The organism is Nocardia sp. CA-128927 (genome assembly GCF_050955855.1).
GTDB lineage: Bacteria > Actinomycetota > Actinomycetes > Mycobacteriales > Mycobacteriaceae > Nocardia.
In genome coordinates, this window is the sequence record NZ_CP192087.1 from 6,378,800 (window position 1) to 6,404,251 (window position 25,452).

Genomic DNA, 25,452 nt, shown 5'->3' on the forward strand with positions numbered 1-25,452 from the left:
TTCCTCTTCACTGGTGCAGATGGATGTGGGTTCGACTCGGCCAACTCATGACACGCCGACCAACCGCTCCGACAGCAGCGCGAGCCGAGGCGCGACCACGGCGCGGTCGTGCACGGCGGCGATCCGCACGTGTCCGTGCCCCGCCGGTCCGTACGAATCACCCTGCGCCAGAATTATTCCCGCGTGGATGGCCGCGTCGCGCACGAAGGCGGCGGCGTCGCGGTCCGGCAAACTCAGCCAGACGAACAGGCCGCCTTCGGGCGCGGTACACGTCAGACCGTTGGCATTCAGCTCCGCGACGAGCTCCGCGACCCGGCGCCGGTTGCGTACCTGTTGCGCCGCGGCCTGCCGATCGTCGCCGAACAGCAGCGCCGCTCTCGCCTGTGCGAGATCGGCCGCCATGAGACCGGCCGCGCGCCTGCGGTCGGCCAGTTCCTCGACCAATCGCCGATCACCGGAGTAGCTCGCGACGCGCAGCCCCGGTGCGTTGGATCGCTTGGAGAGACTGTGCACCGCCAAGACCCCAGCCAAGCCACCGGACAGGATCGTGCGCGGCGGGCCGGACCACGTGGTGTCCGCGTACGCCTCGTCGGACAGCACGAGCACACCGTGTTCTCTACCCCACTCGGCGCACCGGGTCAGCAGCTCGAGCACGCCGGTCGGATTCGCGGGACTGTTCACCCACAGGCAAAGTGACCGCGCCGCAACATCTTCCGGTAACAGGTCCAGGCGCATCCGGAACTCGGAATCCGCCGGCACCCGGTACGGTCGGAGCCCGGCCAGTCGTGCACCCAGCTCATACGGCGGATAACCGAGAGCCGGAATCAGCACGGTATCGCGAGCGTCCGTACCGGCGCGGCTGTCGCGCAGGAACAGTGGCGCCGTGGCGATGAACTCCTTGGCCCCGACGCAGACGGCCACCGAGTCCACCGGCACAGACACGCCGAACCGGCGCTCGAGGTATCCGCTCACCGCGGCAAGCAGTTCCGCCGTGCCTCGGCTCGGTGGGTACTGCGCGGCTGTTCCCCGCCGCTCGTCGGCGGCGGCAGGCACCGGCTCCGGATCCGCGGCGACGCCGAGCGAAAGGTCAAGCGGCACATGGCCATGCTCGGCCGCCAACGCCAGCAGCTGCGCCCTGCCCCACACCCGTCCGACCGTCACACCGCACCCACCGGCAGTTCGCTCGGCGCCAGCCGCAGTGGCGCGAAGTCCAGTGTGGCGAAGTAGTCGCCCTCGTTCTCCGCCCGGCGAATCCGCTCGACGCTGCCGTCACGACGAAACAGCAACTCCTGCGGGCGAAGTCGGCCGTTGTAGGCGAACCCCATGGACAGCGCGTGCGCCCCGGTGTCGTGAATGAGCACGAAGTCGCCCTCACGCGTCGCGGGCAGCTCCCGCTGCTGTGCGAACTTGTCGTTGTTCTCGCACAGCGACCCGACCACATCCACGATCTCCAGCGGCCGGTCCGCGCCGCCGGGCACGGTGACGTGGTGGTACGCGCCGTACAGCGCCGGGCGCATGAGCGCGCTCATGCCCGCGTCGACGCCGACGTACTCGCGGCCCTTGCTCATCCGGTTGACCACCCGGGTGACCAGGACGCCGTGCGGTCCGGTGACGAAGCGTCCGCTCTCGAACAGCACCCGCGGGCGCGGCACGCCGTGGCGGCGCTCCCACCGCGCCAGCCGGTCGTGAATGGCACGACCGAGCCCTGGCAGATCGAACACGTCCTCGGTCGGCCGGTACGGAATACCGATTCCGCCACCGAGATTCACGAATTCGATGGCCACGCCTAGGGATTCGTGCAGCCGGTCGGCCTGCTCCAGCAGCAGATCCAGGCTGCGCAGAAACGGTTGGTAGGACAGGAAACCCGAGCCGAGCATCATGTGCAGGCCGATCGACCGCACACCGTGCTGACGCGCACGGGCGCACAGCTCGACCAGCCGGTCGACCGGCACACCGAACTTGGCCGACTCGGCCTTGCCCAGGTACGACTCACCGACCTCGGCGCCACCGGTGCCGGGATGTACTCGGAAACAAAGGGTTTCGGGTACGTCGCCGATCGCCACCAGCTTGTCGAACACGGTGACGTCGTCCACGGTGATCAGCGCCCCGAGCCGCAGCGCGGCCTCGAGTTCGACTCGGCTGGTGTTGTTCGAGGTGAAGCAGATGTCGTGGCCGACCGCGCCCGCCTGGGCGGCCAGGGTCAGCTCCGGCAGTGAGCTGCAGTCGAAGCCGAGCCCGCGGTCGGCCAGCATGCGCAGCATGACCGGGTTGGGTAGCCCCTTCACCGCGAAATGCTCACGGTAGGCCGTGTGCTGGAACGCGGCCTCGAACGCCGAGCACGTCTCCTGAATGCCGCGCTCGTCATAGATGTGAAACGGCGTGCCGAAACGTGCTGCGACCGTGGGTAATACGGAGTCGAGGCGACGTTCAAAGTCCTTGCTCATCGGCATGACGCGCGTGCTCCTCCGGTGCGGGCGATTCGAGGTTCGCGGTGATCACCGCGCGAGTTCGCCGACCCGACAGCGGCCGGTCGTAGTCGAACGTGTCGACGGTGACCTCGGTGAAACCGGCCCGCAACGCTTCCGCGCGCAGGTAGTGCGCGGAGAGCCAGTGAAAACCGGGAACACCGGGCGCGGCCTGCGCCGCATAAGTTTCGGCGGGGCTGTCGTTGGACACGATGAACGTGCCGGGACCAGGACTCTCGGCCAACCACGAGCGGACCCGATCGAACACCGGCCGCAGGCCCTCGTCGGCGTTGTAGAGATGCCCCAGCAGGCCATCGGCGTACACCACCGGCCAGGCGCCGTCCGGCGACCAGGTCAGCACATCCGCGCACACCGCGTCGACGCCCTTGGAGCGGGCCAGCTCGACCGCCTCCTGCATCGCGTCGACGGCGAGCACGCGGTAGCCGTCGTGCACGATGGCACGCTCTATCGCCGCGTTGCCGCTGCCGAGGCTCAACAGCCGATCGGTCTCGCTCTCCTTGAGCGCGACTACGAGCTTGTAATGCATCCACGCCCGATAGGCGGCCGAGTAGGTGGCCGGCGTCACGGAATCACCGCGCGCCTCACCCCGCTCCCATACCTGGAACAGGCTCGGCTCATCGGCATTTCGAGAAAGATAGAAGTTCTGCAGGGCGCTGACTGAGGTGCTCATGTTCTCGTCCATTCTCACCAACGGGATTGACCACCGGACGTATGCGCCAGGGCAAGTAGTTGGGACCGTTCCGGGCCGTCTGTCTCGAAGACTCCGCTGAAAAAGGCCGAGGTCATCTGAGCGCCGGTGCGTATACCGCGCATCGTCATGCACAGGTGCTCGCCACGGCCGATCACCGCCACGTCCGCCGAACCGGTGACGTCGGAAATCTCGGTGGCCACATCGGATACCAGGCGTTCCTGCACCTGCAATTTGTGCGCGTGCTTGTGTGCGATTCTGGCGAACTTCGACAGGCCGAGCAGTCGTTTGTCGCTGCGGTAGGCGATGCTCAGTGTGCAGTTGAAGGGCAGCAGGTGGTGTTCACACAATGACCAGACGCGAATGTCCGACACGAAAACCAGTTGGTTGTCGGTGAATCCCTCGAACAACGTCTCGATGCTCCCGGGGTCGTACTGGGAGAATTCCCGCCACCAACGCGCGTAACGACGCGGCGTCTGTGCGAGCCCCTCCCGGTCCGGATCCTCGCCGATGGCGATGAGCAGTTTCCGGGCGATCGCTTCCAGCGGATCGGGATTGCGATCCGGCTCGTCCTGATAATCGCCGACATGTTCCGGCTCCAGCGTCACAGCCATTCTAAACTCCTCGCTTGTCGCCCCAGGCGAGAATGTGCAGCCGGGTGGTCAGATTCCACCCGCGCCGCACCGTCTCGTCAGCGATCGTCCGCATGTTGTCGCCGATCTGCTGCTGAGTCTTTCCCTCGGGCATGATCCAGATATTCTCGAGACCGATGTCGTCCCGTAGTGCGGCCACCTCGGCCAAATCGGCGAGCGATTGGCACACGAATTTGAATGCGACACCCGGTGTTTCGCCGAGTTTCCGCAATGCGACCGGCTTGATCCGCCGATGCTCCGGATCGCCGGAGTGGTTCAGTTTCGGCGAAACGTTGAATCGCACGCCGAGCCCGAGCACGGCGTCGGACGGGATGACCGTGCCGTTCGTCTCGATCTCCACCGCGATACCGCGGACCGACAGTTCCCGCAGCAACGGAATCAGCCTGTCCTGCTGCGCCATCGGCTCACCACCGCTGACCACCACCAGGGGCACCCGCATGGCGAGCAATTCCGCGAGCACGTCCTCGATCGAACGCGCCGTCAGTTCCTTGTGCGGGTCGAAGGCCGCACCGGCATCGCTGACGCCGCGCCAGTCCCAGGTATACGGCGTGTCGCACCAGTGACACGAGAGGTTGCAGCCACCGAGCCGCAGGAATCCGCACCGCCTGCCCGCCGACGGCCCCTCGCCCTGCACCGTCGGGCCGAAGATCTCGTTGACGACAAGCGCACGGTCCGAACGCTTTTCACCCTGATCGAGCACCGCCGGATCGGTCACGGGCGGTACTCCGCCCAGGTCTTCGGCGTCTCCGATACCCGGACGGCGCTGATCTCGGCGAAGCGGGCCGACCAGATCTCGTAGATCCACACGGCCAGGTTCTCCGCCGACGGATTCCGGTCGGGGACCACGTCGTTCAGGTGCCGATGGTCGATTTCCGCGTCGATCCACTTCTTGAAATCCGACAGATCGCCGTAGTCACGCACGAAACCGGCTTCGTTGAGGTCGTCCGGCGAGGCCGCGGACAGTTCCAACTGCACGACGTAGTTGTGCCCGTGCAGCCGCGCGCACTGATGGTCGGCGGGCAGGTGATCCAGCCGGTGACTCGCCGAGAACTGGAAGTCCTTGGTGATACGTAACATTGCGATCAGTCCTTCAGGTAACGAGTGGGGTCGTCCACTCCTGCTTTACGAAATGCGGACCGGCGGTCATAGCAGGTCGCGCAGGTTCCGCACTGGGCGTCACCACCCCGAAAACAACTCCAGGTCTCGTCCCACGGAACCCCCAACGACTCACCGAGACGGATCACCTCGAACTTCTCCATGCCGATCAGCGGTGCCACCACGGCGATCTGCTCGGGGAAGTCCGCCGTGACCACCCGCTCCATCGCGTTGAACGCGGCAATGAAATCCTTCGAGCAATCCCCGGTGCGCGCGTCGCCCGCGATCGAGCCGATGACAACTCGATCCGCGTGCACCACAACGGCTCTCGCGACCGCGATGGCGAGCAGCACCGCATTGCGGTTGGGTACCACATGTGCCACACCGAGCGGTGCCGCTTCGTAATCGGTCACGTCGACCCGCTGATCGGTCAGCGAATTGCCCGGCAGCAGCGCGCCGATACCGCGCACATCGAGTTCGTCGAACGAAGCGTCCAGCCGCTCGGCGGTGCCGAGCGCGAACGCGTGCTCGTTCCGATGACGTTGCCCGTAATCGATTGCCAGCAGGTGCAGATCATGTCCCTGCTTTTGCAGTTGATAGGCAAGCACCGTCGACTCGACACCGCCAGAGAACAACACCACCGATTTCGGCATTTCGGGATCCATTCATAATGAGAGACCACCGAGCGTCTCTCCGCATGTCGAGCACGATTTCGCAGCCGATTTCGATCGCCCTGTTCAGGCCGCGCTGGTTACTATCCTGTCGGATGTGGGCGGGGTAGCGAAACGTCCACTCGGACAGACTTTTCGGGCAATCACGTCCGGGCTCAGATGTAGCCCTCCCGGACCGCGAAGGCGACCGCGTGTGCCCTGTTCCGCAGTCGCAGCCGCGTCGTCAACTCGTGCAGCACGCCTTTGACCGTACGTTCGGAGTACGACAGCTGTTCCGCGATTTCCTTGGTATCCAGCCCGTCCGCGATGAGTTCCAGAACCGCGAGCTCGCGCCTGGTCGGCCCGCCGGTCTCGGCCGATTTCTCGGCGCCGTCGCGGCGTATTCTGCGCAGTTGGGCGAGCACCTTGACCAGGAGGTCGCCGGGGATATGTCCCTCCCCTCGGGACGCCGTCTCCACCGCCTTCGCCAATCGCTCGGCGGTCACCTGATGTCGCCAGATCACGCTCTGCACGCCGGCATCGATGACCAGTTGCACCTGCGCCTCATCCAACTCGCCGGTGACCAGCACGAGTCTTCGGTCGGTATCGATGACCAGTTTCCGTAATCTGGCGAGTGCGAATTCGTCCAATAGGTCGATGACGACCAGACCCACATTCCCGTTCCGGCGATCGCCGTCCGCGTCGGGATCGAGCAGCACGACGGTGTCGCGTCGCCGCTCGAGCAGCGCAATGACGCCTGCGCGGGAAAGTGGGTCATCGTCGTACACCGTCACCACGACGTCGGGTGTCGACATGAATTCTCAATTCGAGATAGTGTTCCTGAATTGACTTATAAGACACCAGATTACGAAGCTGTGCTGCCGTGCAGAAGTAACATGCCGACGATGGCAGGCATCGACGGCAACGATGGGCGACGGCGTCGCGATGACGAAGCCTTACAGGTTCGCGGCCAGTCGCTGGACACGTTCACGCAGCCAGCGATGGCCCGGGTCGATGGTATGACCCGGGTGCCAGTACATCGCTTCGGTCAACAACGGGTAGCCGGGATCCAGTCGCGCCGCCCGCAGCCCGATGGCTCGGCCGAACTGCTCGTACAGTCGTCGCTGCATGATCAGCACCAAGCGGGTCCCCGGCACGAGGACCGCCCCGCTGAGAAAGCTTTCCGTGGTGACCGCCACCTGCCGGTGCACGCCGCGCTCGTCCAGGTACGCGTCGCTCACCGTGACGCTCGGGCCCCCGACACGGATATAGGGCAGCGCCGACAACTGAGCGGTGGGCAGTTCCGACCCGACCTCCGGATGATGCTCGTCCACCACCGCGACGAACTCGTCGGTGAACAGCGTCAGGTTCGGAAAGGCCGACAACTCCTCGAACGGCACACCGGACGGCCAGATCAACAGGTCGTATCGGTTCCTGCGCAACTCGTCGACCATGGCGGGCCCCACCGGGACGATCTTTATCCGGACGTTCGGCGTATCGACCCCCAATTCCCGAATCAGTGGCCGGAGCAATACCGCGATCACGTAGTCACTAGCGACGATGGTGAACACCCGATGGTCACTGGCCGGCTCGAAACGCGCCCCGGTACCGAGCAGGGATCTGAGCCCGGCCAGCAGATCATCGATCTGCGGTAGCAACGATTCCGCGAGGGGCGTCAACTCCATCCGGCGGCCGATCCGGACCAGCAGCGGGTCGTTGAACACGCGCCGCAGCCGACTCAACGACGCGCTCATCGCCGGTTGGCCGATCAACATCCGCTCCGCCGCCCTGGTGACACTGCGCTCCATCAGCAACGCGTGCAGCGGGATCAGCAGATTGAAATCGAAGTTGCGCAGCCTGACACCGGTCACCGCCTCATCTAGATCCACGACACGTACACCGGGTAACAGACGAGGTTCGAGTAGTCGACCACCGACGAAACTCTACGGGACCGACGCGCACCACGATCAGGTTTGCGAATCGTCTGTCCAACAACGCGATTGCGCTGTCATCCAGCTGAGAAACGTTGACGCTTGCCGAAACGCCCTGGCGCACAACCACGGACGGCCCCACCGTCCGCCGGAGCGCGACGCGACGGCAGGACTCTGATCTGCGGCAAGCTCAAGTTAGCGACCCGAGCAACCCGGGGCGCGACGCACACAACCGTACCCACCAGCGGCCGAGCGCCGCACATTATCGGTCATGATTATCGGTTCCTCGGCGCCAGGTGGTCATCTGAACCATATTGGTTGGCAACGGAATTCGCGCCTTCGAAGCGTCCGCCCAGAGTTTGTAGTACGCGAATTCTTCCTAGTGCGCATGGGCGGCGGTTCGGGGCGCGAGCTTCTCCCTCCACGTCGACCACCGAGTCCTTGCGGTTGCCTGCGCGGCATGCGCCCCTATTGTCGACACCAGCCGGGACCACACCCTGCTTGGGACGGCGATCGCATCGCGGCAACGTTCTCCCGTGCCCCCGGCACTGCCTCTCGACATCATGTGCCCCAATACCGGGTGCACGCCCGACGATCCGGTTACCTGGACCAAGCCGATGGTGCGATTGCCAGGATACGACCCAACCGTTTCGCACGGCAGTACAGATGCCCTTGTTGGAGCGGGCTTTCGACCAGGTGGTCGGCACCGCTCGTTCACCAACTGCCGCTCCCGCGGCCGCGCCTTAAGTGGACGTCCAGAGATCGCGAATATCAGGCTGCCCCGGTCTCGGTGCCTGGAAATCCGATCTTGGCGTGTTCGGGTGCGCCGCAAGTGGGAGTAGTAGGTGTGTCGGTCAGTCGTTGAGCGAGCCAGTCCACAGCTGCTCCGACGGCGACGAGTTCGGCCGAAGCATGTTCGAGGACAGGGTATTTCGTGTAGGTGACGTCGACTCCGCGAGCACAGTAGTCCGCGACGAGGTGATCACTTCCGGAGACGGGCGCGATTTCTTCATTCATTCCGATATACACGTACATCGGCACGACGGGTGTCCCGTAATGCCCGGCTTGTAAGGCCTCCACCACGTTCTCGACTCCGGGGATGTCCAGGGGCCAGAGGCCGCCGACGGTGTAGTCCTGCACGCGGCTGAAAGCGTAGCGCAAGAGCAGTTGCGGGGCACGCAGACTCGACAGTGACTGTCGCAGAACGGGATCAGGAAAAGAGGACGCGATGTTCAGCTCGGGATAGGCGCGGCCAGCCCGAACAGGGCCGACATGCTGATACCAGAGAACAATCCACTCCTCATGAGCTCAGCCGTCGCAGCGACATCGGCCAGCAGCAAGCCTCCAGCGGCCACACCATGGATGTCGAGCTCGGGCGCGTAGTCGGGCGCGAGTTCGGCCGCGAACTCTGTAGCGCGCGCGGCACCGGAATAGCCATACACCACCACCGGCGTCGCAGTCCTGGAAAGCCCCGCAGGAGCGAAATTCTCCGCGGCGCGGACACCGTATTGCGGGCCTCGACGTAGCCCGCCCCGAACTGGTTCTCGGGACCGAGGAAGTCCGAGACCACCACCGTCCAGCCACGTTCCAGCACGGCACCGATGTTCTGCACTTGTTTACGCATGTCAGTCGTGTTCTGATACCCCGCATTCGCACGTAGCTGATAGGACGGATTGCAGCGCGAATCCAGGGCATCGATCGGTGCCTGGTAGGCCAGTAGTGCTGCCGGTTCGGTCCGATGATCCGGGCGCACGACGATGGCCATCGTCGCCCACGGCGTTCCGGTGCCGTTCTGACTGACATATTTCAGCTGCCACGCCGAGAACCGCACCGCGGTGGGAACATCCGGAAGCTGGACCGGGCGACTGTCGACGACTTCACCCATCGACTTCCCGGCCAGTGATTCCGGCTGCACATAGAACGGGCCGTCCGACGGAACCACCGGTTCAGCCGTCACGGGAGCCGACGACAGCGCAGTCAACGAACCCGTGATCGCCAATACCGCAGCGCAGGCATACAACACCCGAGGGATGGTCACCAAACGGACCGTATCAACGCTACCGACGATGGCCACCCACACCGCGCCGACAATCCGGATTCGGGCACACCCGAGCAGCGCGAAGCGCTCCGGCATCACGGCCGCCACACTCGCTGATCAGCAACTTTCAGGAGACACCCACGACACGATTCGGGCGTGACGACCTTGCTCCGGGCTACGGTGAGCAACGGCGTCGCCGCTCCACGGGAGTGAATGCATCCGATCCAGACGGAGGGTAAGGCATGGCTAAGCACGACGATACGGTCACCGACGAGCGGTCCGGCATGCTCGCCACCATCAACGCGGCGATGGCGGCCTCCTCGGCCCGAGACGTCGACGGGGTCCTCGAATTGTGCACCGACGATGTCGAGATGCGCAGCATGTTCCAGCCGCCGGGATTCCCCAACCACGCCACCGGCAAAGGCGCGATGCGTTCGATGTTGTCGGCGACCTCCCGGTATTCCAAGTACGCCGAGAACGTGGTCAGCATCGAGGCGATGCTGGACCCGGACAACTGGGTGGTCGAACTCGAAGGTGACATGGTCGTGCAGGCGACCGGGCGCCCCTACCGCAACAACTATCTGCTGCGCCTGCACTTTCGTGAGGGCAAGATCGCCACCTGGGTCATCTACCACAACCCGCTGACCCAACTGATCGCCTTCGACATGATCAACCCCGACGACCTACCAGCACCACCACCGCTATGACCAACCCGAACCCACCACCCGATCCTCCGCGCGACCAGCCGACTACAGCCATCGGTGTGCCGCACGATCGATTCCAAATGGCACTCTCTCGGCTTCACCACGTTGGCTGCCGGGCGACGCGGTGGCGTGTCCGGCGTGCCGCTGGTTGATCGCACTCAATCGATGGCATCGTGAAAGCGCAGACGCCCTGACTCATTGGGTGCTGTACTGGCCGGGGTTCTCGCCGCGACTGTCAACCCGCTCACTACGCATGCTGAACCCGACGATCAAGAAACCTCGCCACACCCAGCTTCGAGGTACGACTTGATCCAGACTTTCACATTGCCGAAGATGAGATTCTCCTGGGATGTCGGTCGACACCAGCGCTTGGCCTCGGCCACGACAGCGCCGCACTGACATATCCGCTGATGGCGGCGGCCGACGCTCCCGTTCCGGCCGCTTCGCATCGCGATATCCGAACACACTCCCGGCATATCCCCCCGTTACCTTATTCGTGGCCCTGAGACCGGGCCACAGTCGCCAGGCCCGGTATGACTTCTTCCCCCTGTCTTTCGCATGATCCGGGGGGTGGTGTCGCCGGGTTCTGGTGGCGTCGACGGACCGCTAATGGGGACAGGGCTGATCGTAGGTCTCTTCGTAACGTGGGTGCCGGGCGTTGACGCTTGATCGGCGACCGTTCCGGATTTGCGACGCGATGAGGAAAAGCGAAATGGCACAGGCGTATGCCGTGTTCTGCGGCATAGACGTGGGTAAAGGCGAACACCACGCGGTCGGTCTCGACACCGGCGGCAAGCGGTTGTTCGACAAGGCACTGCCCAACGACGAAGCACGGCTACGGGCTGTCTTCGACCAGCTCGCCGCCCGCGGCCCGCTATTGATCGTGGTCGACCAACCCAACACCATCGGTGCCCTACCGGTCACCGTCGCCCGCGCCTGCGGCCACGACGTCGCCTACCTGCCCGGCCTGTCGATGCGGCGCATCGCCGATCTCTATCCAGGACAAGCCAAAACCGACGCCCGCGACGCCTACATCATCGCCGACGCGGCCCGCACGATGCCCCACACACTGCGCCGCGTCGACACCGGCGACGAAACCCCTCACCGAACTCGGCGTCCTGGTCAGGTTCGACGACGACCTCGCAGGCGAGGCGACACGCACCAGCAACCGGATCCGCGGCCTGCTCACCAGCATCCACCCAGCGCTCGAACGCGTTCTGGGACCGCGTATCTCGCATCCGGCTGTTCTGGAGATCCTGTCGCGTTGCGGCGGGCCGCAAGGAATCAGAGCGGCGGGCAGACGCAAACTCACCACGATCGCGACCAGACATGCACCGCGTATGGGCGCGCGGCTGGTCGAGGAGATCCTGGCCGCGCTGCCCGCGCAGACGGTGACCGTTCCCGGCGCAAACGCCGCCGAGATCGTGCTGCCGAAACTCGCCGATTCTCTGAAAACTGTTCTGCTGCAATGCAAGAGCGTCGCTGAAGATATCGAGAGGATGCTAGATGATCACCCTCTTGCCAAGGTCCTGACCTCGATGCCCGGCGTCGGAGTCAGGACCGGAGCCCGCATCCTGCTCGAAGTCGGCGACGGCTCAGCCTTCGCCTCGGCCGGGCACCTCGCCTCCTACGCGGCATCGCCCCGGTCACCCACCGATCCGGCAGCTCGATCCGCGGCGAGCACCCCGCTCGATCCGGCAACCACAAACTCAAACGCGCCCTGTTCTTGTCCGCGTTCGCCGCCCTGCACGACCCGGCCAGTCGCGCCTACTACACGCGAAAACGTGACGAAGGAAAGAAACACAACGCCGCCCTCATCTGCCTGGCCCGACGACGCTGCGATGCCCTCTACGCCATGCTGAAAACCAAAGAGCCCTACCGAGATTCGAGACACACGACCGCTTGAATGTCGACGCGAACCCGGTCATACACATATACAACGGCCGCCGCTGCGGCACGAAGATCGGACATGGCGAGACTGCACAGCGCGCTGACACCACTCTTCTGGACCGACCCCCTTCGGCTAGCCCCGATTGGACAGCACGCCCGCCTGGAACTATCCCGCGAGCAGGTCGCACGAGCTGGGAGGGCCGTGTCGGTTGTCGAGATTTACCGGTTGCACAGCGAGAATGGGCTGCGACCGTAAGACATGCCCTCAGCGCAGCATCGTGCAATCGATCTCGTGGCTCGCCGTCCGAAGTTCCTCTTCTGGTGTTCGAACATGTCGAATTTATCCGTCTCCGTCACCAAGGAGGATCGTGATCGGGACATTGTTCACTACGGCTTTCGCATTCAATTCGGTTGCTGTACTCGGCGCAGTCATCGGCATCGCCGCCCATGTATACGTACGCGAGCGGGGCGGACCGGTCCATCAATGTGATCGGGCGGCGGTAGGGGGCACCTGGATCACCGCGACCCTGGTCGCGGTGGCGGTGGCAGGACTCAGCAGCTGGTTGCTCGTTCTGATGGCGGTGACGGCGGGTGGCCTGTGCTCACCCCGACTGCGGTGGTGGCGAGCGCATCTACCCGGCACGCTTTTCATCGTGGTATCGGCGCTTTCGATGCTGGTCGGTGCGGCGTGGAGCGTCCGCTACGTCGCCACGGTCGAGGTCAGTACCCTCACCCGCATCCTGCTCGGCACGCTGTGTGTCTTGGGGATTGTCGTGCTGCCCTCGACAGCCTCAACAGGATACCGGGCTATGCAGGTGTTGCTGCGCGACGATTGGCGGCGGCCTAGCGTGCCAGTCGCGCCCCAGATGCCCAGCGGCGGTCAGGTCTCGATTCATCTGCCGTGTCATTGCGAGCCGCCCGGGGTGGTCATTGCCACGCTGGACTCGCTCGCCCGGTTGGCCTACGACGATTTCGAAGTCGTCGTGGTGGACAACAACACCGACGACGATCGACTGTGGCGGCCGGTCGCCGAACATTGCGCGAGGTTGGGCGCACGGTTTCACTTCCACCACGTCACCGGGTTGAGCGGTGCCAAGGCTGGCGCGTTGAACTTCGCATTAGCGCACACATCAGCCGAGGCCCAGTTCATCGCCCTGGTCGATGCCGACTATCGGATGGAACCGAATTTCCTCGCCGATCTGCTCGGCCACTTCACCGATCCGGCTGTGGCATTCGTGCAATGTAGCTACGACTTCCACAACTGGGCCGGCAACCGATTCCTGACCGGATGCCACTGGGAATATCTGTTCGGGTTCAGGACTATCTTCCGCAGCGCGAGTGAATTCGGTGTCGGTTTCCCAGCCGGCACATCGTGTATACTTCGCCGCCGTGCGGTCGAAACAGTCGGGGGCTGGGCACATTGGGCACTCACCGAAGACTCCGAAATATCGATACGCCTGCACGCTGCCGGATACACCGGATATATGCTGCGCACAAGCTACGGAAAGGGCCTAGTGCCTGAGACCTTCGCCGCCTATAAGAAGCAACGCTACCGATGGACCTATGGTCCGGTGCAGGCCTTCAAACGCCACTGGCGGCTGTATCTACCCACCAGGTGGGGCGGTGCGCGAGGTTTGTCGGGATTCCAGAAAACCCTCTATATGACCTTCGCCCTCGACATAGCGGCCGAGCTGCTCGCCGCAGCCGCCGTGCCGCTGCAGCTGATAGTACTGGCCACAATGATCGTACGAGCAGAGCAGCCCCCTGTTCCGTCCCAACTGTGGCTGGTGCTGGCGCTCGGCGCCAGCGCCTCCCTGGCTATGCGTTGGTGTGTGTGGCGCTATCACGTGCGCGCGTCACGCCGCGAGACGATACTGGCCATGCTCTCCTCAGCGGCGCTGGGTTGGATTCGCACAGTAGGTGTCGTCTCTGGAATCTTCACCCACCACCGCCCCTGGCAGCGCACCGATAAGTTCGACACCGCATCGTCGTGGCAGCGAGGATTCGCCGCCACCCATGTCGAAGCGATAATCGCCACCAGCATGCTTGCTGTGGCGGGGACAGCATTCACGTGCGCACATCACGGGCTGCTAATCGTCATCGAACTCGGTGTCGCAGCCACTGGACTGCGCTACCTCGCCGCGCCCCTGGCGTCACTGCTGTCCGAATACGAACTTCAAAGGCGTCGCCCAACGCGGCGTTGAGATTCGACAGCGCGAGCGCCGACAGCGAATCGCCGCCCAGCTCGGCGAAGTGCACAGTTGGCCGTAAATCCGTTGTTTCGCAGCCTGAGAACGCCCGCACAGCCCGGCTCAGCAGCTCCCGCAACGGAATATCCCGGCCCTCGCGGCGGAGGGCCCGCAACTCGTCCTCGTGCCCTTCCGCCAGCTCCGCGTAGAGTTGTTCGAGACGTGCACCGTACGGTTGTTTCAGCTCAGAGCGCAGTAACTTTCCGACGCCCGACAGCAGACCGTTATCGACACTGAACGATTCGGACTCGATCAGGAAGTCACCGGGGATTTCGTAGGAGTTCAGCTTGGCGATCTGCCGCAGCGACTCATTGATCGCCCCCTTCAAAACCCGGTGGGGTCCGGATGTGCGGCAAGGGCACCGTACGAGGGCACGATCACGCCCAGCAGATACGCGCGCTCGCTGTTACCGTACACGTAGATCTGGCGAACGAGTGGGCTGCTGGTGTAGATAGCCTCTAGTTTCGACACCGCGACGAACTCTCCCTGCGACAACGTCAGGACATTGTTGCGTCGATCCACGTATACCAGCCGGTCCGGCCCGGTTTCAGCCATGACGCCGGCGGTCCGGTAGAAGCCGTCGGCGTCGAAGATCTAGGCATTCATTTCGGGTCGGTTGTAGTAGCCGGGGGATAACGGTCGTGAATTCGACCAGAAGCTCACCGCGCGGATACAGCTTGTTCATCCAGCGTGACCAACGCGAACTAGTGTCCTGCGCCTGAACTTCGTTGAATTAGTTCCGGGATGTGTTGGTGGGGCGTAGGTTCGGCGTCTGGTGATGGGGCGACCGAAGGCCGAATTGGTACTCAGTGATGAGGAGCGGGCGGCGTTGGCCCGTGGTGCGCGGGCGGCGAGTTCGTCGCAGGCGTTTGCGTTGCGATGCCGGATCGTGTTGGCGTGCGCCGAGCCTGCGACCAACGCCGAAGTCGCTGCGCGGCTGGGGGTATCGGCGCCCACGGTGGGTAAGTGGCGGTCACGGTTCGTGGCCTCGCGGTTGGCTGGTTTGGCCGATGAGCAGCGGCCGGGTCGGCCGCCGTCGATTCTGCTCGACCAGGTCGAAGAGGTCCTCACCGACACGTTGGCTTCGAGCCCGGTGAACGCGACGCACTGGTCGCGGGCCTCGATGGCAGCCCACAGCGGATTGTCGAAATCGACGATCGGGCGGATCTGGCGCAGGTTCGACCTCAAACCGCATATCCAGGACGGATTCAAGCTCTCGACAGATCCGCTGTTCGTGGAGAAAGTCGTCGATGTTGTTGGCCTGTACCACAATCCGCCCGAGCGGGCCGTGGTGCTGTGCGTGGACGAGAAGAGCCAGATCCAGGCACTGGACCGTTCCCAGCCAGTATCGCCGACGATGCCAGGCATGCCCGAAAGGACGCACCCATGACTACCAACGCCACGGCACCACAACACTTTTCGCCGCATTCAACGTCGCCGACGGCACCGTGATCGGCGAGCTGCACCGACACCACCGCGCAGCCCAGTACAAGAAGCTTCTGGTCGCCATCGACAAGGCAGTGCCGACCGAGTTGGACGTGCACATCGTGTGCGACAACCTCGCCACCCACAAAACCCCGGCCGTCTACCAGTGGCTGGCACGACACCCGCGCTTTCACCTGCACTTCACCCCGACCGGCTCATCCTGGCTCAACCAGGTCGAACGCTGGTTCGCCTACCTCACCGACCAACTCCTGCGTCGCGGCGTGCACACCAGCGTCCAATCACTCGAACGCCAGGTAAACGCATGGATCACCACATGGAACGACAACCCAAAACCGTTCGTATGGAAGAAGACCGCCGAGGAAATCCTCAACTCCCTGGCGAAATATCTTCAACGAATTTCAGGCGCAGGACACTAGTCCGGTCCGGAGAATCTCGTCGGCCTCCCGGTACGCCCCAGCACGCAACCGCTCCCGGCCGCTGCGCACGCGGCCCTCGAAGTCGATGACGTCGACATGGTCGCCGGCACCGAGGGCGAGTTGGTATCCCCCGGCGCGCATACCCAGACGCCCGTCTTCACCGCGTTCAGCAAGGGCGGCACGCAGTTTCGTGATCTGAACCTGGAGCGCGTTGACCGGATTCCGCACATCACGATCACTCCACAACTCGTCGATGAGGGTGTCGCGCTGAACCGGCCGCCCGCCGGCGAGGACGAGCCGACCGACTATCGCACGAGCCAGGGAACCCGACATAGCAACAGGAGATCCATCGGCCGCCGTGAGCTCGAGGCGCCCGAGCAATCGAAAGTGCATACGTCACTATGCCGTGCGAATACGAAACCGGCCCACCGATACCCGGGTAAGAAGGACGGGGCCGACGATGCTATGCCCCGTCCGTGAGCCACTTGCCTTCTGCTGCAACAGCCTCCGCTCAGCGGCGGGAAAGCACCGAAACAGCGGCACAGCCTTAGATCGACCTCGTGGGGCACACGCCTTCACCTCGACCACCCTCACCAAATGGACGGCCCAGAACATGACCCACGACGCCAGCACCACCCTGCCGCCCGGAGCAGTCCAAACGCTCCGGTCTCAGGTCACGGGCACGGTATCCCTCCCCAGCGATCCCACCTACTCCCACGAGATCGCCGCGTTCAACCTGCGCTCGGTGCACCGCCCCGCGCTCGTCGTGGCCGCCGCGACGCCCGGGGACGTCCAGGCCGCGGTCGCCTTCGCGGCGACTCACCGACTGCCGGTCGGTGTCCTGTCGACCGGACACCAGCCCTTCCCCACCACTACCTCCCACGGCTGCCTGCTCATCAGCACGCGTGCCATGCACTCGGTGCAGATCGATCCGGCAACCGCGACCGCCCGGGTGGAGGCGGGTGCGCTGTGGGGCGACGTCGTCGGACCGGCGCAAAGCAGCGGGCTGGCCCCGCTCAACGGCTCCAGCGCCGGTGTCGGAGTCATCGGCTACACGCTCGGCGGTGGGCTCAGCCCGGTACTCGGCCGACTCTACGGGTGGGCTTCCGAGCACGTCCGAGCAATCGATGTGGTCACCGCCGACGGCCGACTGCGCCACGTGACCGAGCAGTCCGATCCCGACCTGCTCTGGGCGCTACGTGGAGGGCGCAGCAACTTCGGCGTCGTCACCGCCCTGGAAATCGCGCTGTTCCCCGTGAGCACGTTCTACGGAGGCGCGATCTTCTACCCCGCCGAACAGGCTGAAGCAGTGCTGCGCGCCTACCACGACGTCGCGGCCCAAGCCCCAGACGCGCTGTCGGTGTCGGTCGCCCTGCTGAATTTCCCGCCCCTGCCCGACCTTCCGGAGCTCTTGCGAGGAAAGTTCGTCGTTCACGTGCGGGTGGCGTTTATCGGCGCACCTGCCGCCGCAGAAGAACTGCTCTCCCCGTTGCGCCGAATCGGTGAACCACTCGCGGACACGATCGCGCCACGGCCCTATGACACTTATGCCGAACTACACCAGGACCCCACCGACCCCGCGCCCTACGAAGACCAAAGCACCCTGCTATCAGAGCTCACTCCCGACACCATCACCGCGCTGCTTGCGCGAGTCGGCCCCGCCGCTGCAAACCCGGTCACCGTCGTAGAGATCCGGCACCTCGGCGGCGCGCTGGGCAAGGACTCCGGGCTCCCCAGCACTGCCGGCGCACGCCTGGCCGCCTTCACCGTCTGGGCGGCAACGGTCGGACCGCCCGACGTGATCGAGACCGGCAGTCAAACATTACGCGCGCTGATGACCGACCTCAGCCCATGGTCCACCAGCCTGCTGTACCCGAATTTCACCCATCGCGAAGCACTCGCCGAAAACCTGTTCAGCCCACTCGTCCTAGCCGACCTGCAACGAGTCAAGCAACGATACGACCCCGAGAACTTGTTCCGCGCCAACAATCACAATATCTTCCCGCTCCCGGGCACGGATGCCCTGTAGGGCGGCAGGACCGCAACCAGGTCACGGCCACCTGCTTTCCGTCACCGACGCCAGCCCCGCGATGCCGCCGCGGGGCCCGGCGCCTGCACACGCACTGATCTGTCACGGCAACCCCTGCTCCACCCTGACGATGAGTGCTTCGACTTCGGCCATCTGCTCTGCGAAACAGAGTTCGGTGTAGATGCCGAGCCCAGCGCGGTAATGGCCGAGCGCGCTGCGCTGATCCGCCAACCCGAGCGCTCGATCACCTAGGGCTACAAGAACTTCCGCCTCGTCGAACCGGCGGTGCCGAGACCTCATGATCTCCAGAGCGTGTAACAATGGCTGCTCGGCTTCGTCGAACCGGTTCTGCTCGACCAGCTTTCGGCCCCGCCAAGTCAGCACCTTACCGTGATTCTCCGTCTCGTCGCCCGAGAGCTCGGTGAACCCGTGCGCCGCGGCATCCAATAGGACGTAAGCGCGGTCGGGTTCTTCGACCTTTGCCAGATGTAGTGCGGCGAGGGCGTTTCGACGCACATCGCCGATCGCCGCGGCGAGTTCGTAGTTGTGCCGGAGCGCGGTCCGCGCTTGCTCGATCTCCCTCTGCGCCAACTGCGCCAGGCCGAGCCCTTCCAGCGCGGACGCCTTCAATTGCGCCCGAATGTCCACTGCTTCAACTAAACGCGCGACTCGCAGCGCACCCTCGAATGCGGCGGCCGCGTCGGCGAGGTCCCGTAACCAATAGCTCCGGAAGCCCAGCTGGGTACGGATGAGGCTGTCCACCGCGACGCGTCCGGACCGATGCGCAGCGCCGATCCCCAAATCGTGCATCGTCCGCATGATGCCCAGGTGCTTGTCCTTCTCATGAAACGACCAGAGCAGCACGCACCAGCGCGCGACGAGTTCGTCGCGACCGTCGTCGAATGCCTGTATGAGGGCGACGTTGATGTTGGAGAGCTCGGATCGCAGCCACGATCTCGCTGTCGCGGCATTCTCGAATTCTGCCGTGTCCGGGCCGGGGAAGTCCGTTTCAGGAAACAGCAGGGTGCGCCACGGTCGTCCCGGCGCCAGGAGCACGTCGGCGGCGATGATCCTTCGGTCGTAATAAGCGAGCATCCGGTCCTCCTCCCCTGTCAGGCTGGCATCTGCGCGGTTCTGGACGCCGCGGGCGTGCACGCGCACCATCTCACGCACCCGGTAGCCGCCATCTCGCTCGGTGACCAGGTAGCGATCCGCGAGTTCCATCATCGCCCAAGTGATTTCGTCATCCGCCAGCCCAACGACAGCCCCGAGCGTGGCCTCCTGAATCCATCCGTCGTACGTACGCGCTCCCAGAGCGCAATAGCAGCGAACCGCCGGACCCGACAGTGACCGATAAGCCGCGTCGAATACTTGTGACAGCGACAGAGCAGATGAGCGGCGATGTTCATTGTTCAACGCGCTTGCCAGGACACCGATTCGACGGCGAGGATGTTGGGCCAGTAGTGAACCGATCACGCAGATCGCGAACGGCAGGTTGTCGCACAACGCGACAATACGAGCTGCCGCTTCCTGCTCCTCGGCGATTCGCTCCGCGCCGACGATCCGGCCGAGAAGGTCGAGCGCATCCGAATCGCTCAACGGATCGAGTTCGAAAACCTTTGCGCCACCGACACTCAGATCGGTAGCCGGATTGCGTTCGGTGACCACGGTCAACGACTTCCCGTCGGCCGGTCGCAGTCGCCGAACCTGTCCCGCGGTCATCGCGCCATCGAGAACGACGAGGAGACGCAGGCCTGCGGTCCGCGTCAGATAACGTCCATGCCTGGCGTCGAGGCGATCCGGGATGTCCTCCGGCCTGTCACCCAGAGCTGAGAGAAACGCTGCCAGCACCTCTGATTCCGTGCCCTCATGGTCGGCTCCCTCGGACAGCGTGCAGAACAACAACCCATCGACATAGCGATCCCGGAGCCGATGCGCGAGTTCGCTTGCCGTTGCGGTCTTCCCGATACCAGGTAGACCGGCGAACACCACTGTCACGTTGCCTGCACTGTCCGTGACGAGCTGCTGCGCGGTCGCCAGCACGGGTTCACGATCAATGTGGTTGCTGTTACGTGACGGGATCTGCATCGGTCGTCTCGTTGCTGTCACGATCACACCTCCCCTTCGCCGTTCGAAGCCTACCGTCCGACCTGGTGGCGCAGCGGACAACGCACTGAGCAAATCCGTCGCCGTTCAGTGCCACCCGCTCCGGCTGGCTCCGAGATATTCTGATCGGCTACCGTAATGCGCGATCGGAGGTTCGAGGAGGAGCAGACACGACGTGGTGAGCCGAACGCACCTGGTGCTGCCACTCAACGCCAACGCCAGCGAGTGGGCCACTGTCCCCGCGAGACACGCGGTACTGCTGATCGCCCACAACATCACCACGCTGAGCAGATTGCTGGATATCGTTCCGGCGTTCGACAGCGACCCGCGGGTGCAGATGTTCTTTACTGCCACAGAATCCGATCCCTTTCGCCACGAACTCGTCGCGCAGATCTCCGCGACAGGAATGATCTACCTGCCGTGGGCGGAGGTAGTGGATCTACCATTCGATCTCGCGATATCGGCGAGTCATCACGACAATGTGTCGACAGTTCTTGCGCCACTTGTAATCCTGTCGCACGGAATCGGATATACTAAATACTCGCCAGGAACCAGGAACCAGGAACCAGGAACCAGGAACGTCTTCGGCATGTCGCCCGAATGGGTGCTGCATGACGGCCTGCCCTTCGCCCACGCTCTGGTGCTGTCGCACACCGACCAGCTCAGCCAACTCGCGCAATCGGCGCCCGCAGCATTGCCAACGGCCTTCGTGGCAGGTGATCCGTGCTACGACCGGATCACCGCGAGCCTGCCGTTCCGAACTCGGTATCGTGACTCACTCGGAATCGACGATCGCACCTTGGTCTATGTCTCCTCCACGTGGTCTGCCAGCTCGGCCGTGGGCACTCGATTCGATCTGCTCCGCGCGCTGCTCGCCGAACTTCCACGCGACTCTTACGCGGTAGCCACGGCGCTCCACCCGAACATCTCCCACCGTCACGGCCCAGGACAGATCCGTCAGTGGTTCGCCGACTGCCTACGCAGCGGCCTGCTAATCCTGCCCGAAATCGATGACTGGAGAACAGGATTGATCGCGGCCGACGTCGTCATCGGCGACAACGGCTCGGTCACCGGCTATAGCGCATCGATCGGCCGGCCGACCTTGCTCGCCACCTTTCCTGACGTACCGGACGGCACCGCTATTTCCGCGCTGGGTGCGACCGCCGATCGTCTGCCCGCCGCAGGTCCGTACCGCCACCTCCTCGACGCCGCTATCGCCGACCACGACAGGCGGCGATTCACCGGAGTCGCCGCGCTTGTCACCACGGAACCCGGTCGCGCGCTCTATCGGCTACGGTCCCTGTTCTATCAGCTGCTCGACCTCGCGCCGCCGTCGGCAGAGGTGTTGTCGCAGATACTGCCCGCCCCGGCGCCCCCGGCCGCACTCAGCTCGGTCGCGGACCGAGTCGTCGCCAATGTCGATCACCCGCAACGAGTGATCCGAGTTGTTCGGCATCCCGCCGAAGCTCATCGCAGCGTGTTCGGCCACGACGCCGTCCGTCGCAATGCCGACGGCTGTTCCTGGCATCTGTGCTGCTCCATCGATTACCCACTGCGCTCACTACGCCAACGCGCTGACGTGTTGATCGGCAGGTCCACCGACGCAGCGGGTAACGCACCCGCCTGGCTGCGGGAAGTATTGCGCCGCAACCCTTTCTGCATGGTCGCGGCTATCGTCGACGGTGACGCATCCATCGCGTTGACGCGCGCGGGCGAACTCGTCACGGTCTCCGCACCCGGCGCACCGGTCGACGCGCTTGCCTCCGCGTTGTTCGCCTGGATCGACACCGGGCACCCACTGACGGACATGGCACTCGCGACAACCTTGGAAATCGGCAATGCCCGCTACGAGCTCGCGGTGCATACCTAGATATCTATGCGCAACCGAAGCGCCTGCTCTCGATGCGCCCGCCCGTCGACCTCCCGACCCTCGTGCTCGGCAAGGCCAGCGAGCTTGTCGTGTGTCGCGGCAGCCTCGGCGCGTAAGCCGTATCTGGCGAATTCCGCGACCGCTTCCTCCCACCGTCCGCGGGCCTCGGCTGTGGCTCCGCGTTGCGCCGCGCTGTCTCCGAGTAACGCGCGACACCGAGCGGCATTGTGCACGTCGGTCGGCTGCGAATCGAAATAGCGTTCGGCGTCGATAATGTCGGGCTCAGCGGCGACACCCCGATCCAGCGCGATTAGGAAGCGACCGCGGTGCATCCGGAGAAGCGCATAGGAACGCGCTTCCTGGAAAGTGTCGCCGAGCAGTGGAACAGCGGCCCAAGCGTCGTCAACCAAGGACAAAGCTTCCTCGGCGCGGCCCTGACGCGCACGGACTATCGCCTGCCACTCAAGACAACTCGCCCGCCCCGGCGGATAGTCCACCAAGGCGGCGCGCTGAAAGTATTCCACCGCCGTGTCCAGGTCCCCCTGCTCACCGCTGCGTTCATAAAGGGCGCCGAGGTCACGCCACAGCTGCCAGCGCGTCGCGGTGTCATCGAGCGCCGCCCACCTCGCGGCAGGATCAACGGACATCTCGGCCAGTGCCCGGTAACCATCGATGAGGTCGGTGACTCTGGCAGTGTGATACGCGAACGGCCACATCGCCATTGGCAGGGTAAGAGCAGCCTGTTCGAGCCCCAGTTCCACCGCCCGCCATGCGACAGCGACGAACGACTGCCAGCGGGCGGCGAATTCGCTGTACGCGCGTTCTACTGCGGATTCCTCTCGATCCTCCCGCGCGTTCTGCTGGAAAATGCGAGCTGGCGTCGCGGCCGCGATCGGCCGTGCGGTGATCGTGTTCGCCAGCACGACCGCGCGTTCGGTATACCACTGGATCGCCCGTTCGGTCAGCATCCCCGGAGTGGGCGTTCGATCCTGTTCGCGTGACTTACCGAGCGCATGTCTGCGCATGACGTGCGGATACTCGAAACGTCCCTCGTCCACTTCCCGCACCAGCGATCTCTCGACCAGCTCACGGATGAGCCGTTTAGCCCGGGGAACAGGTAGCTCCAGGATCGCGGCGCCCGCATCGTGGTCGAACTCCGGGCCGGGCAGCAAGCTCAACCACCGGTAGGCGCGCGCCTCGTTCTCGGTCAGGCCGCGGTAACTCGCTTCGCACACGGCGTCGAAGACCGAGGTGCTGTCCACCCGCAGATCCTCGGAGATCTCGTCCTCGGTGGCCGCCTGTTCGAGTCGAGCCACATAGTCCTCGGCTGGTTCGTCGCCATCGGCGAGCCGGGCGGCGGCCGCGGCGATCATCCACGGCACCCCACCACAGAGCGCGACCAATCGATGCAGCACCGCCGGATCAGTTTCTCCGACAACGGAACCGGCCATTGCGACGAGGTAGTCGACCGCGTCGGCTTGGCGAAACCCACGCAGCCTGAGGGGCTGGAAGCCCTCGTTCCTGAGCTGGTCGAAGTGTCGTTCGCCTGCGACGATCACCCCGGCCTTGCGCACGTCTCCGAGCAGCGGGAGTACCTGACCTGCCGACTCGATATCATCGAGAATGAGTAGCAACCGCCGCTTCGCGATCATCGATCGAAACACCGGCAACCGCAGCGCTGGTTCGGGCAGACCCTGCCACGGCACGCCCAGTTGGACGAGCAGATCCGCCAGCACATCGGCGGCGGACGGGGCACCGTACGCACCGGCCGAGCCGAGCGCATGATAGAGAACATCCGGATACGAGTCGCCCAATTCGTAGGCGAGAGTCAAGATGAGCGTGCTCTTACCGATCCCGCTGCCACCACTGATCGCGACGAGCAGCGGTGCACCGGAGGTCGCCGCTCGATCGTCGAGGACACGTACCGTATCGAGCTCGTTCCCGCGCCCGACGCACAGCGGTTTCGACGGTAGTGCCCTGTGCACTCCGGTCACGTCTGCTCCACTCCTCGTCCGCCACGCCGATACGACCCTATCCGGTCGCTGACAACCCGACATCGGATCCACGGGCACCGCGCGTCATGGCGTCCGCCACGACCGCGTGCTACCGACCGGGTCGGCAATTTCGAGCAGCAGATCGGCTGCCCTGACCTTCCCGGAGGACTCTGGCATACGTGCCTGTATCAGCTGCAATCCCTTGCGCACCAACGGATCCGAAGCCAGTCGCAGCGCCTGCTGCACAACTCCTCCATCGCAGTGTAGCGACTGGCCGACACCGAGTGCGCGCAACCGCGCGGCGGTTTGCCGTTGCTCGCGACTGCGCGGCGCCAGCAGCATCGGCACACCAGCGAGCAGTGACTCCTGTACTGAGTTCATTCCAGCGTGGGTCAGGAATACATCCGCGCGGCGCAGCACCGCGGACTGCGGTATCCACTGCCGCGCCAGGACGTTCTCCGGCAGCGTGCCCACCTCTGGCACCGGCAGCCAGGCAGTAGCCAACAGCACGGTCCACTCCGACCCGGCGAATGCCTCGGCGATGCCACGAAAGTACGTGGCGGACCGCTCGAAGACTGTGCCGGGCGCCACCACCAGCAGCGGCCCCTCGAGCCCGGCCAACTCGGCGATCTCTGTATCGGCGCCCTCCGGCGCGAACCCGTTGAGCGGCCCCGCGAAACCGTTGAGTGGCCCGACGAAATGCACCTCCTGCCCGAAACGCCAGCGCGCAGGCTGCAATTCCCGCAATGCATTGACCAGTACCGGCATGTTGCCACGGGATCGACGCGCATGTGTGGTCCACAACCGCACCACCGCGGCCCCGGAGCGGATGGCTATCCGATGCGCCCATGGCATATGCGGATCGACCACGCATACGTCGGGCGGGTCCGTACGCAGCTCCCGGATCAGCGCGACTTCGGTTGTCGCCCAAGCGATTCGCCGCTGATAACGCAGCCTGCCGCGCTCCGCCCACGCAGCCGGACCGCATTCGGCGGGCACCCGGACCTCATGCTCAACCTCCGGCACGACGGCCACGGCGCCAACGGATTCAACCGCACCACGGTATGCCGATCCGGCTAACACGCGAACCGCGATCCCGCGCGCGGTCAGCTCGGCGACCACCGCAAGCATCGGCGCTACGTGTCCCCATGCCGAATACGGTACGAATAGCATCCCCATGCCCGACATCATCTCCCGGCCCACACGC

At 64.5% G+C, this 25,452-nt stretch carries 20 protein-coding genes and 3 pseudogenes; 6 read left to right on the forward strand and 17 right to left on the reverse strand.

The annotated features are described in order from the left end of the window. Positions 1-45: 45 nt before the first annotated feature. From ACQPW1_RS29685 to ACQPW1_RS29735, 11 genes are all read right to left on the reverse strand, one after another. A complete protein-coding gene (locus tag ACQPW1_RS29685; RefSeq protein WP_433655080.1) occupies positions 46-1,161 on the reverse strand; it encodes an aminotransferase class I/II-fold pyridoxal phosphate-dependent enzyme in 1,116 nt (371 codons plus the stop codon). Then, positions 1,158-2,444: a diaminopimelate decarboxylase gene (lysA, locus tag ACQPW1_RS29690; protein WP_433655081.1), complete on the reverse strand. Its 1,287-nt coding sequence runs from the start codon at positions 2,442-2,444 to the stop codon at positions 1,158-1,160. Before lysA ends, ACQPW1_RS29685 begins: the two co-directional genes overlap by 4 nt. Then, on the reverse strand, positions 2,428-3,156 hold the full coding sequence (locus tag ACQPW1_RS29695; protein ID WP_433655082.1) for a class I SAM-dependent methyltransferase: 729 nt from the start codon (positions 3,154-3,156) through the stop codon (positions 2,428-2,430). The genes lysA and ACQPW1_RS29695 overlap by 17 nt, the downstream gene beginning before the upstream one ends. Positions 3,157-3,170: 14 nt before the next feature. Next, complete coding sequence (gene folE / locus ACQPW1_RS29700; RefSeq protein WP_433655083.1) at positions 3,171-3,788, reverse strand: GTP cyclohydrolase I; 618 nt, start codon at positions 3,786-3,788, stop codon at positions 3,171-3,173. Between the two features lies 1 nt (position 3,789). Continuing rightward, entirely contained in the window at positions 3,790-4,542 is a 753-nt protein-coding gene (locus tag ACQPW1_RS29705) for a 7-carboxy-7-deazaguanine synthase QueE (protein WP_433655084.1), read from the reverse strand. Further along, positions 4,539-4,904 (reverse strand): 6-carboxytetrahydropterin synthase QueD, encoded by a 366-nt coding sequence (queD, locus tag ACQPW1_RS29710; RefSeq protein WP_405164530.1) that lies wholly within the window; start codon positions 4,902-4,904, stop codon positions 4,539-4,541. Before queD ends, ACQPW1_RS29705 begins: the two co-directional genes overlap by 4 nt. A 5-nt stretch (positions 4,905-4,909) precedes the next feature. Beyond that, a complete protein-coding gene (locus tag ACQPW1_RS29715; RefSeq protein WP_433655085.1) occupies positions 4,910-5,575 on the reverse strand; it encodes a 7-cyano-7-deazaguanine synthase in 666 nt (221 codons plus the stop codon). 173 nt (positions 5,576-5,748) lie between these two features. Next, positions 5,749-6,387 carry a response regulator transcription factor gene (locus ACQPW1_RS29720; protein ID WP_433655086.1) on the reverse strand — a complete coding sequence of 213 codons (639 nt, stop codon included), beginning with the start codon at positions 6,385-6,387 and terminating at the stop codon, positions 5,749-5,751. Positions 6,388-6,528: 141 nt separating this feature from the next. After that, positions 6,529-7,461, reverse strand: a complete 933-nt coding sequence (locus ACQPW1_RS29725; RefSeq protein WP_433655087.1) for a LysR family transcriptional regulator — start codon at positions 7,459-7,461, stop codon at positions 6,529-6,531. 813 nt (positions 7,462-8,274) lie between these two features. Beyond that, positions 8,275-8,643, reverse strand: a complete 369-nt coding sequence (locus ACQPW1_RS29730) for a lipase family protein (protein ID WP_433655088.1) — start codon at positions 8,641-8,643, stop codon at positions 8,275-8,277. Between the two features lie 92 nt (positions 8,644-8,735). Beyond that, the gene (locus ACQPW1_RS29735; RefSeq protein WP_433655089.1) at positions 8,736-8,951 is read right to left on the reverse strand and encodes a lipase family protein; all 216 of its coding nucleotides are present in this window, start codon (positions 8,949-8,951) and stop codon (positions 8,736-8,738) included. An 832-nt stretch (positions 8,952-9,783) separates the two neighbouring features. Here ACQPW1_RS29735 and ACQPW1_RS29740 point away from each other — a divergent pair. The 3 genes and pseudogenes from ACQPW1_RS29740 to ACQPW1_RS29750 all read left to right on the forward strand — a co-directional run bounded on the left by ACQPW1_RS29740 (position 9,784) and on the right by ACQPW1_RS29750 (position 14,339). Beyond that, a complete protein-coding gene (locus tag ACQPW1_RS29740; RefSeq protein WP_433655090.1) occupies positions 9,784-10,248 on the forward strand; it encodes a nuclear transport factor 2 family protein in 465 nt (154 codons plus the stop codon). Positions 10,249-10,957: 709 nt separating this feature from the next. Next, a pseudogene (locus ACQPW1_RS29745) lies at positions 10,958-12,151 on the forward strand (IS110 family transposase). 223 nt (positions 12,152-12,374) lie between these two features. Then, entirely contained in the window at positions 12,375-14,339 is a 1,965-nt protein-coding gene (locus tag ACQPW1_RS29750) for a glycosyltransferase family 2 protein (RefSeq protein WP_433655091.1), read from the forward strand. A gap of 13 nt (positions 14,340-14,352) precedes the next feature. Here ACQPW1_RS29750 and ACQPW1_RS29755 read toward each other — a convergent pair. Both ACQPW1_RS29755 and ACQPW1_RS29760 read right to left on the reverse strand, forming a co-directional pair. Continuing rightward, positions 14,353-14,439 (reverse strand): annotated as a pseudogene (locus tag ACQPW1_RS29755) (hypothetical protein); the annotation flags it as partial. 269 nt (positions 14,440-14,708) lie between these two features. Further along, entirely contained in the window at positions 14,709-14,939 is a 231-nt protein-coding gene (locus ACQPW1_RS29760) for a hypothetical protein (protein ID WP_433655092.1), read from the reverse strand. 223 nt (positions 14,940-15,162) lie between these two features. Between ACQPW1_RS29760 and ACQPW1_RS29765 the strand changes: the two are divergent. Further along, positions 15,163-16,246: pseudogene (locus tag ACQPW1_RS29765) on the forward strand (IS630 family transposase). Here the strand turns inward: ACQPW1_RS29765 and ACQPW1_RS29770 are convergent. After that, positions 16,229-16,579: an AfsR/SARP family transcriptional regulator gene (locus ACQPW1_RS29770; RefSeq protein ID WP_433655093.1), complete on the reverse strand. Its 351-nt coding sequence runs from the start codon at positions 16,577-16,579 to the stop codon at positions 16,229-16,231. The pseudogene ACQPW1_RS29765 and the gene ACQPW1_RS29770 overlap by 18 nt on opposite strands. Positions 16,580-16,859: 280 nt before the next feature. Between ACQPW1_RS29770 and ACQPW1_RS29775 the strand changes: the two genes are divergently transcribed. Next, positions 16,860-18,275 carry an FAD-binding oxidoreductase gene (locus tag ACQPW1_RS29775; protein WP_433655094.1) on the forward strand — a complete coding sequence of 472 codons (1,416 nt, stop codon included), beginning with the start codon at positions 16,860-16,862 and terminating at the stop codon, positions 18,273-18,275. A 102-nt stretch (positions 18,276-18,377) separates the two neighbouring features. Here ACQPW1_RS29775 and ACQPW1_RS29780 read toward each other — a convergent pair whose 3' ends face one another. Continuing rightward, a complete protein-coding gene (locus ACQPW1_RS29780) occupies positions 18,378-20,384 on the reverse strand; it encodes an NB-ARC domain-containing protein (protein ID WP_433655095.1) in 2,007 nt (668 codons plus the stop codon). A 172-nt stretch (positions 20,385-20,556) separates the two neighbouring features. On the opposite strand from ACQPW1_RS29780, the gene ACQPW1_RS29785 reads away from it, so the two are divergent. Continuing rightward, positions 20,557-22,251 carry a hypothetical protein gene (locus ACQPW1_RS29785; RefSeq protein ID WP_433655096.1) on the forward strand — a complete coding sequence of 565 codons (1,695 nt, stop codon included), beginning with the start codon at positions 20,557-20,559 and terminating at the stop codon, positions 22,249-22,251. Here ACQPW1_RS29785 and ACQPW1_RS29790 read toward each other — a convergent pair. Both ACQPW1_RS29790 and ACQPW1_RS29795 read right to left on the reverse strand, forming a co-directional pair. Beyond that, entirely contained in the window at positions 22,248-24,245 is a 1,998-nt protein-coding gene (locus ACQPW1_RS29790) for a hypothetical protein (RefSeq protein WP_433655097.1), read from the reverse strand. The genes ACQPW1_RS29785 and ACQPW1_RS29790 overlap by 4 nt on opposite strands. A gap of 84 nt (positions 24,246-24,329) precedes the next feature. Beyond that, complete coding sequence (locus tag ACQPW1_RS29795; protein ID WP_433655098.1) at positions 24,330-25,424, reverse strand: nucleotide disphospho-sugar-binding domain-containing protein; 1,095 nt, start codon at positions 25,422-25,424, stop codon at positions 24,330-24,332. Positions 25,425-25,452 lie beyond the last annotated feature (28 nt).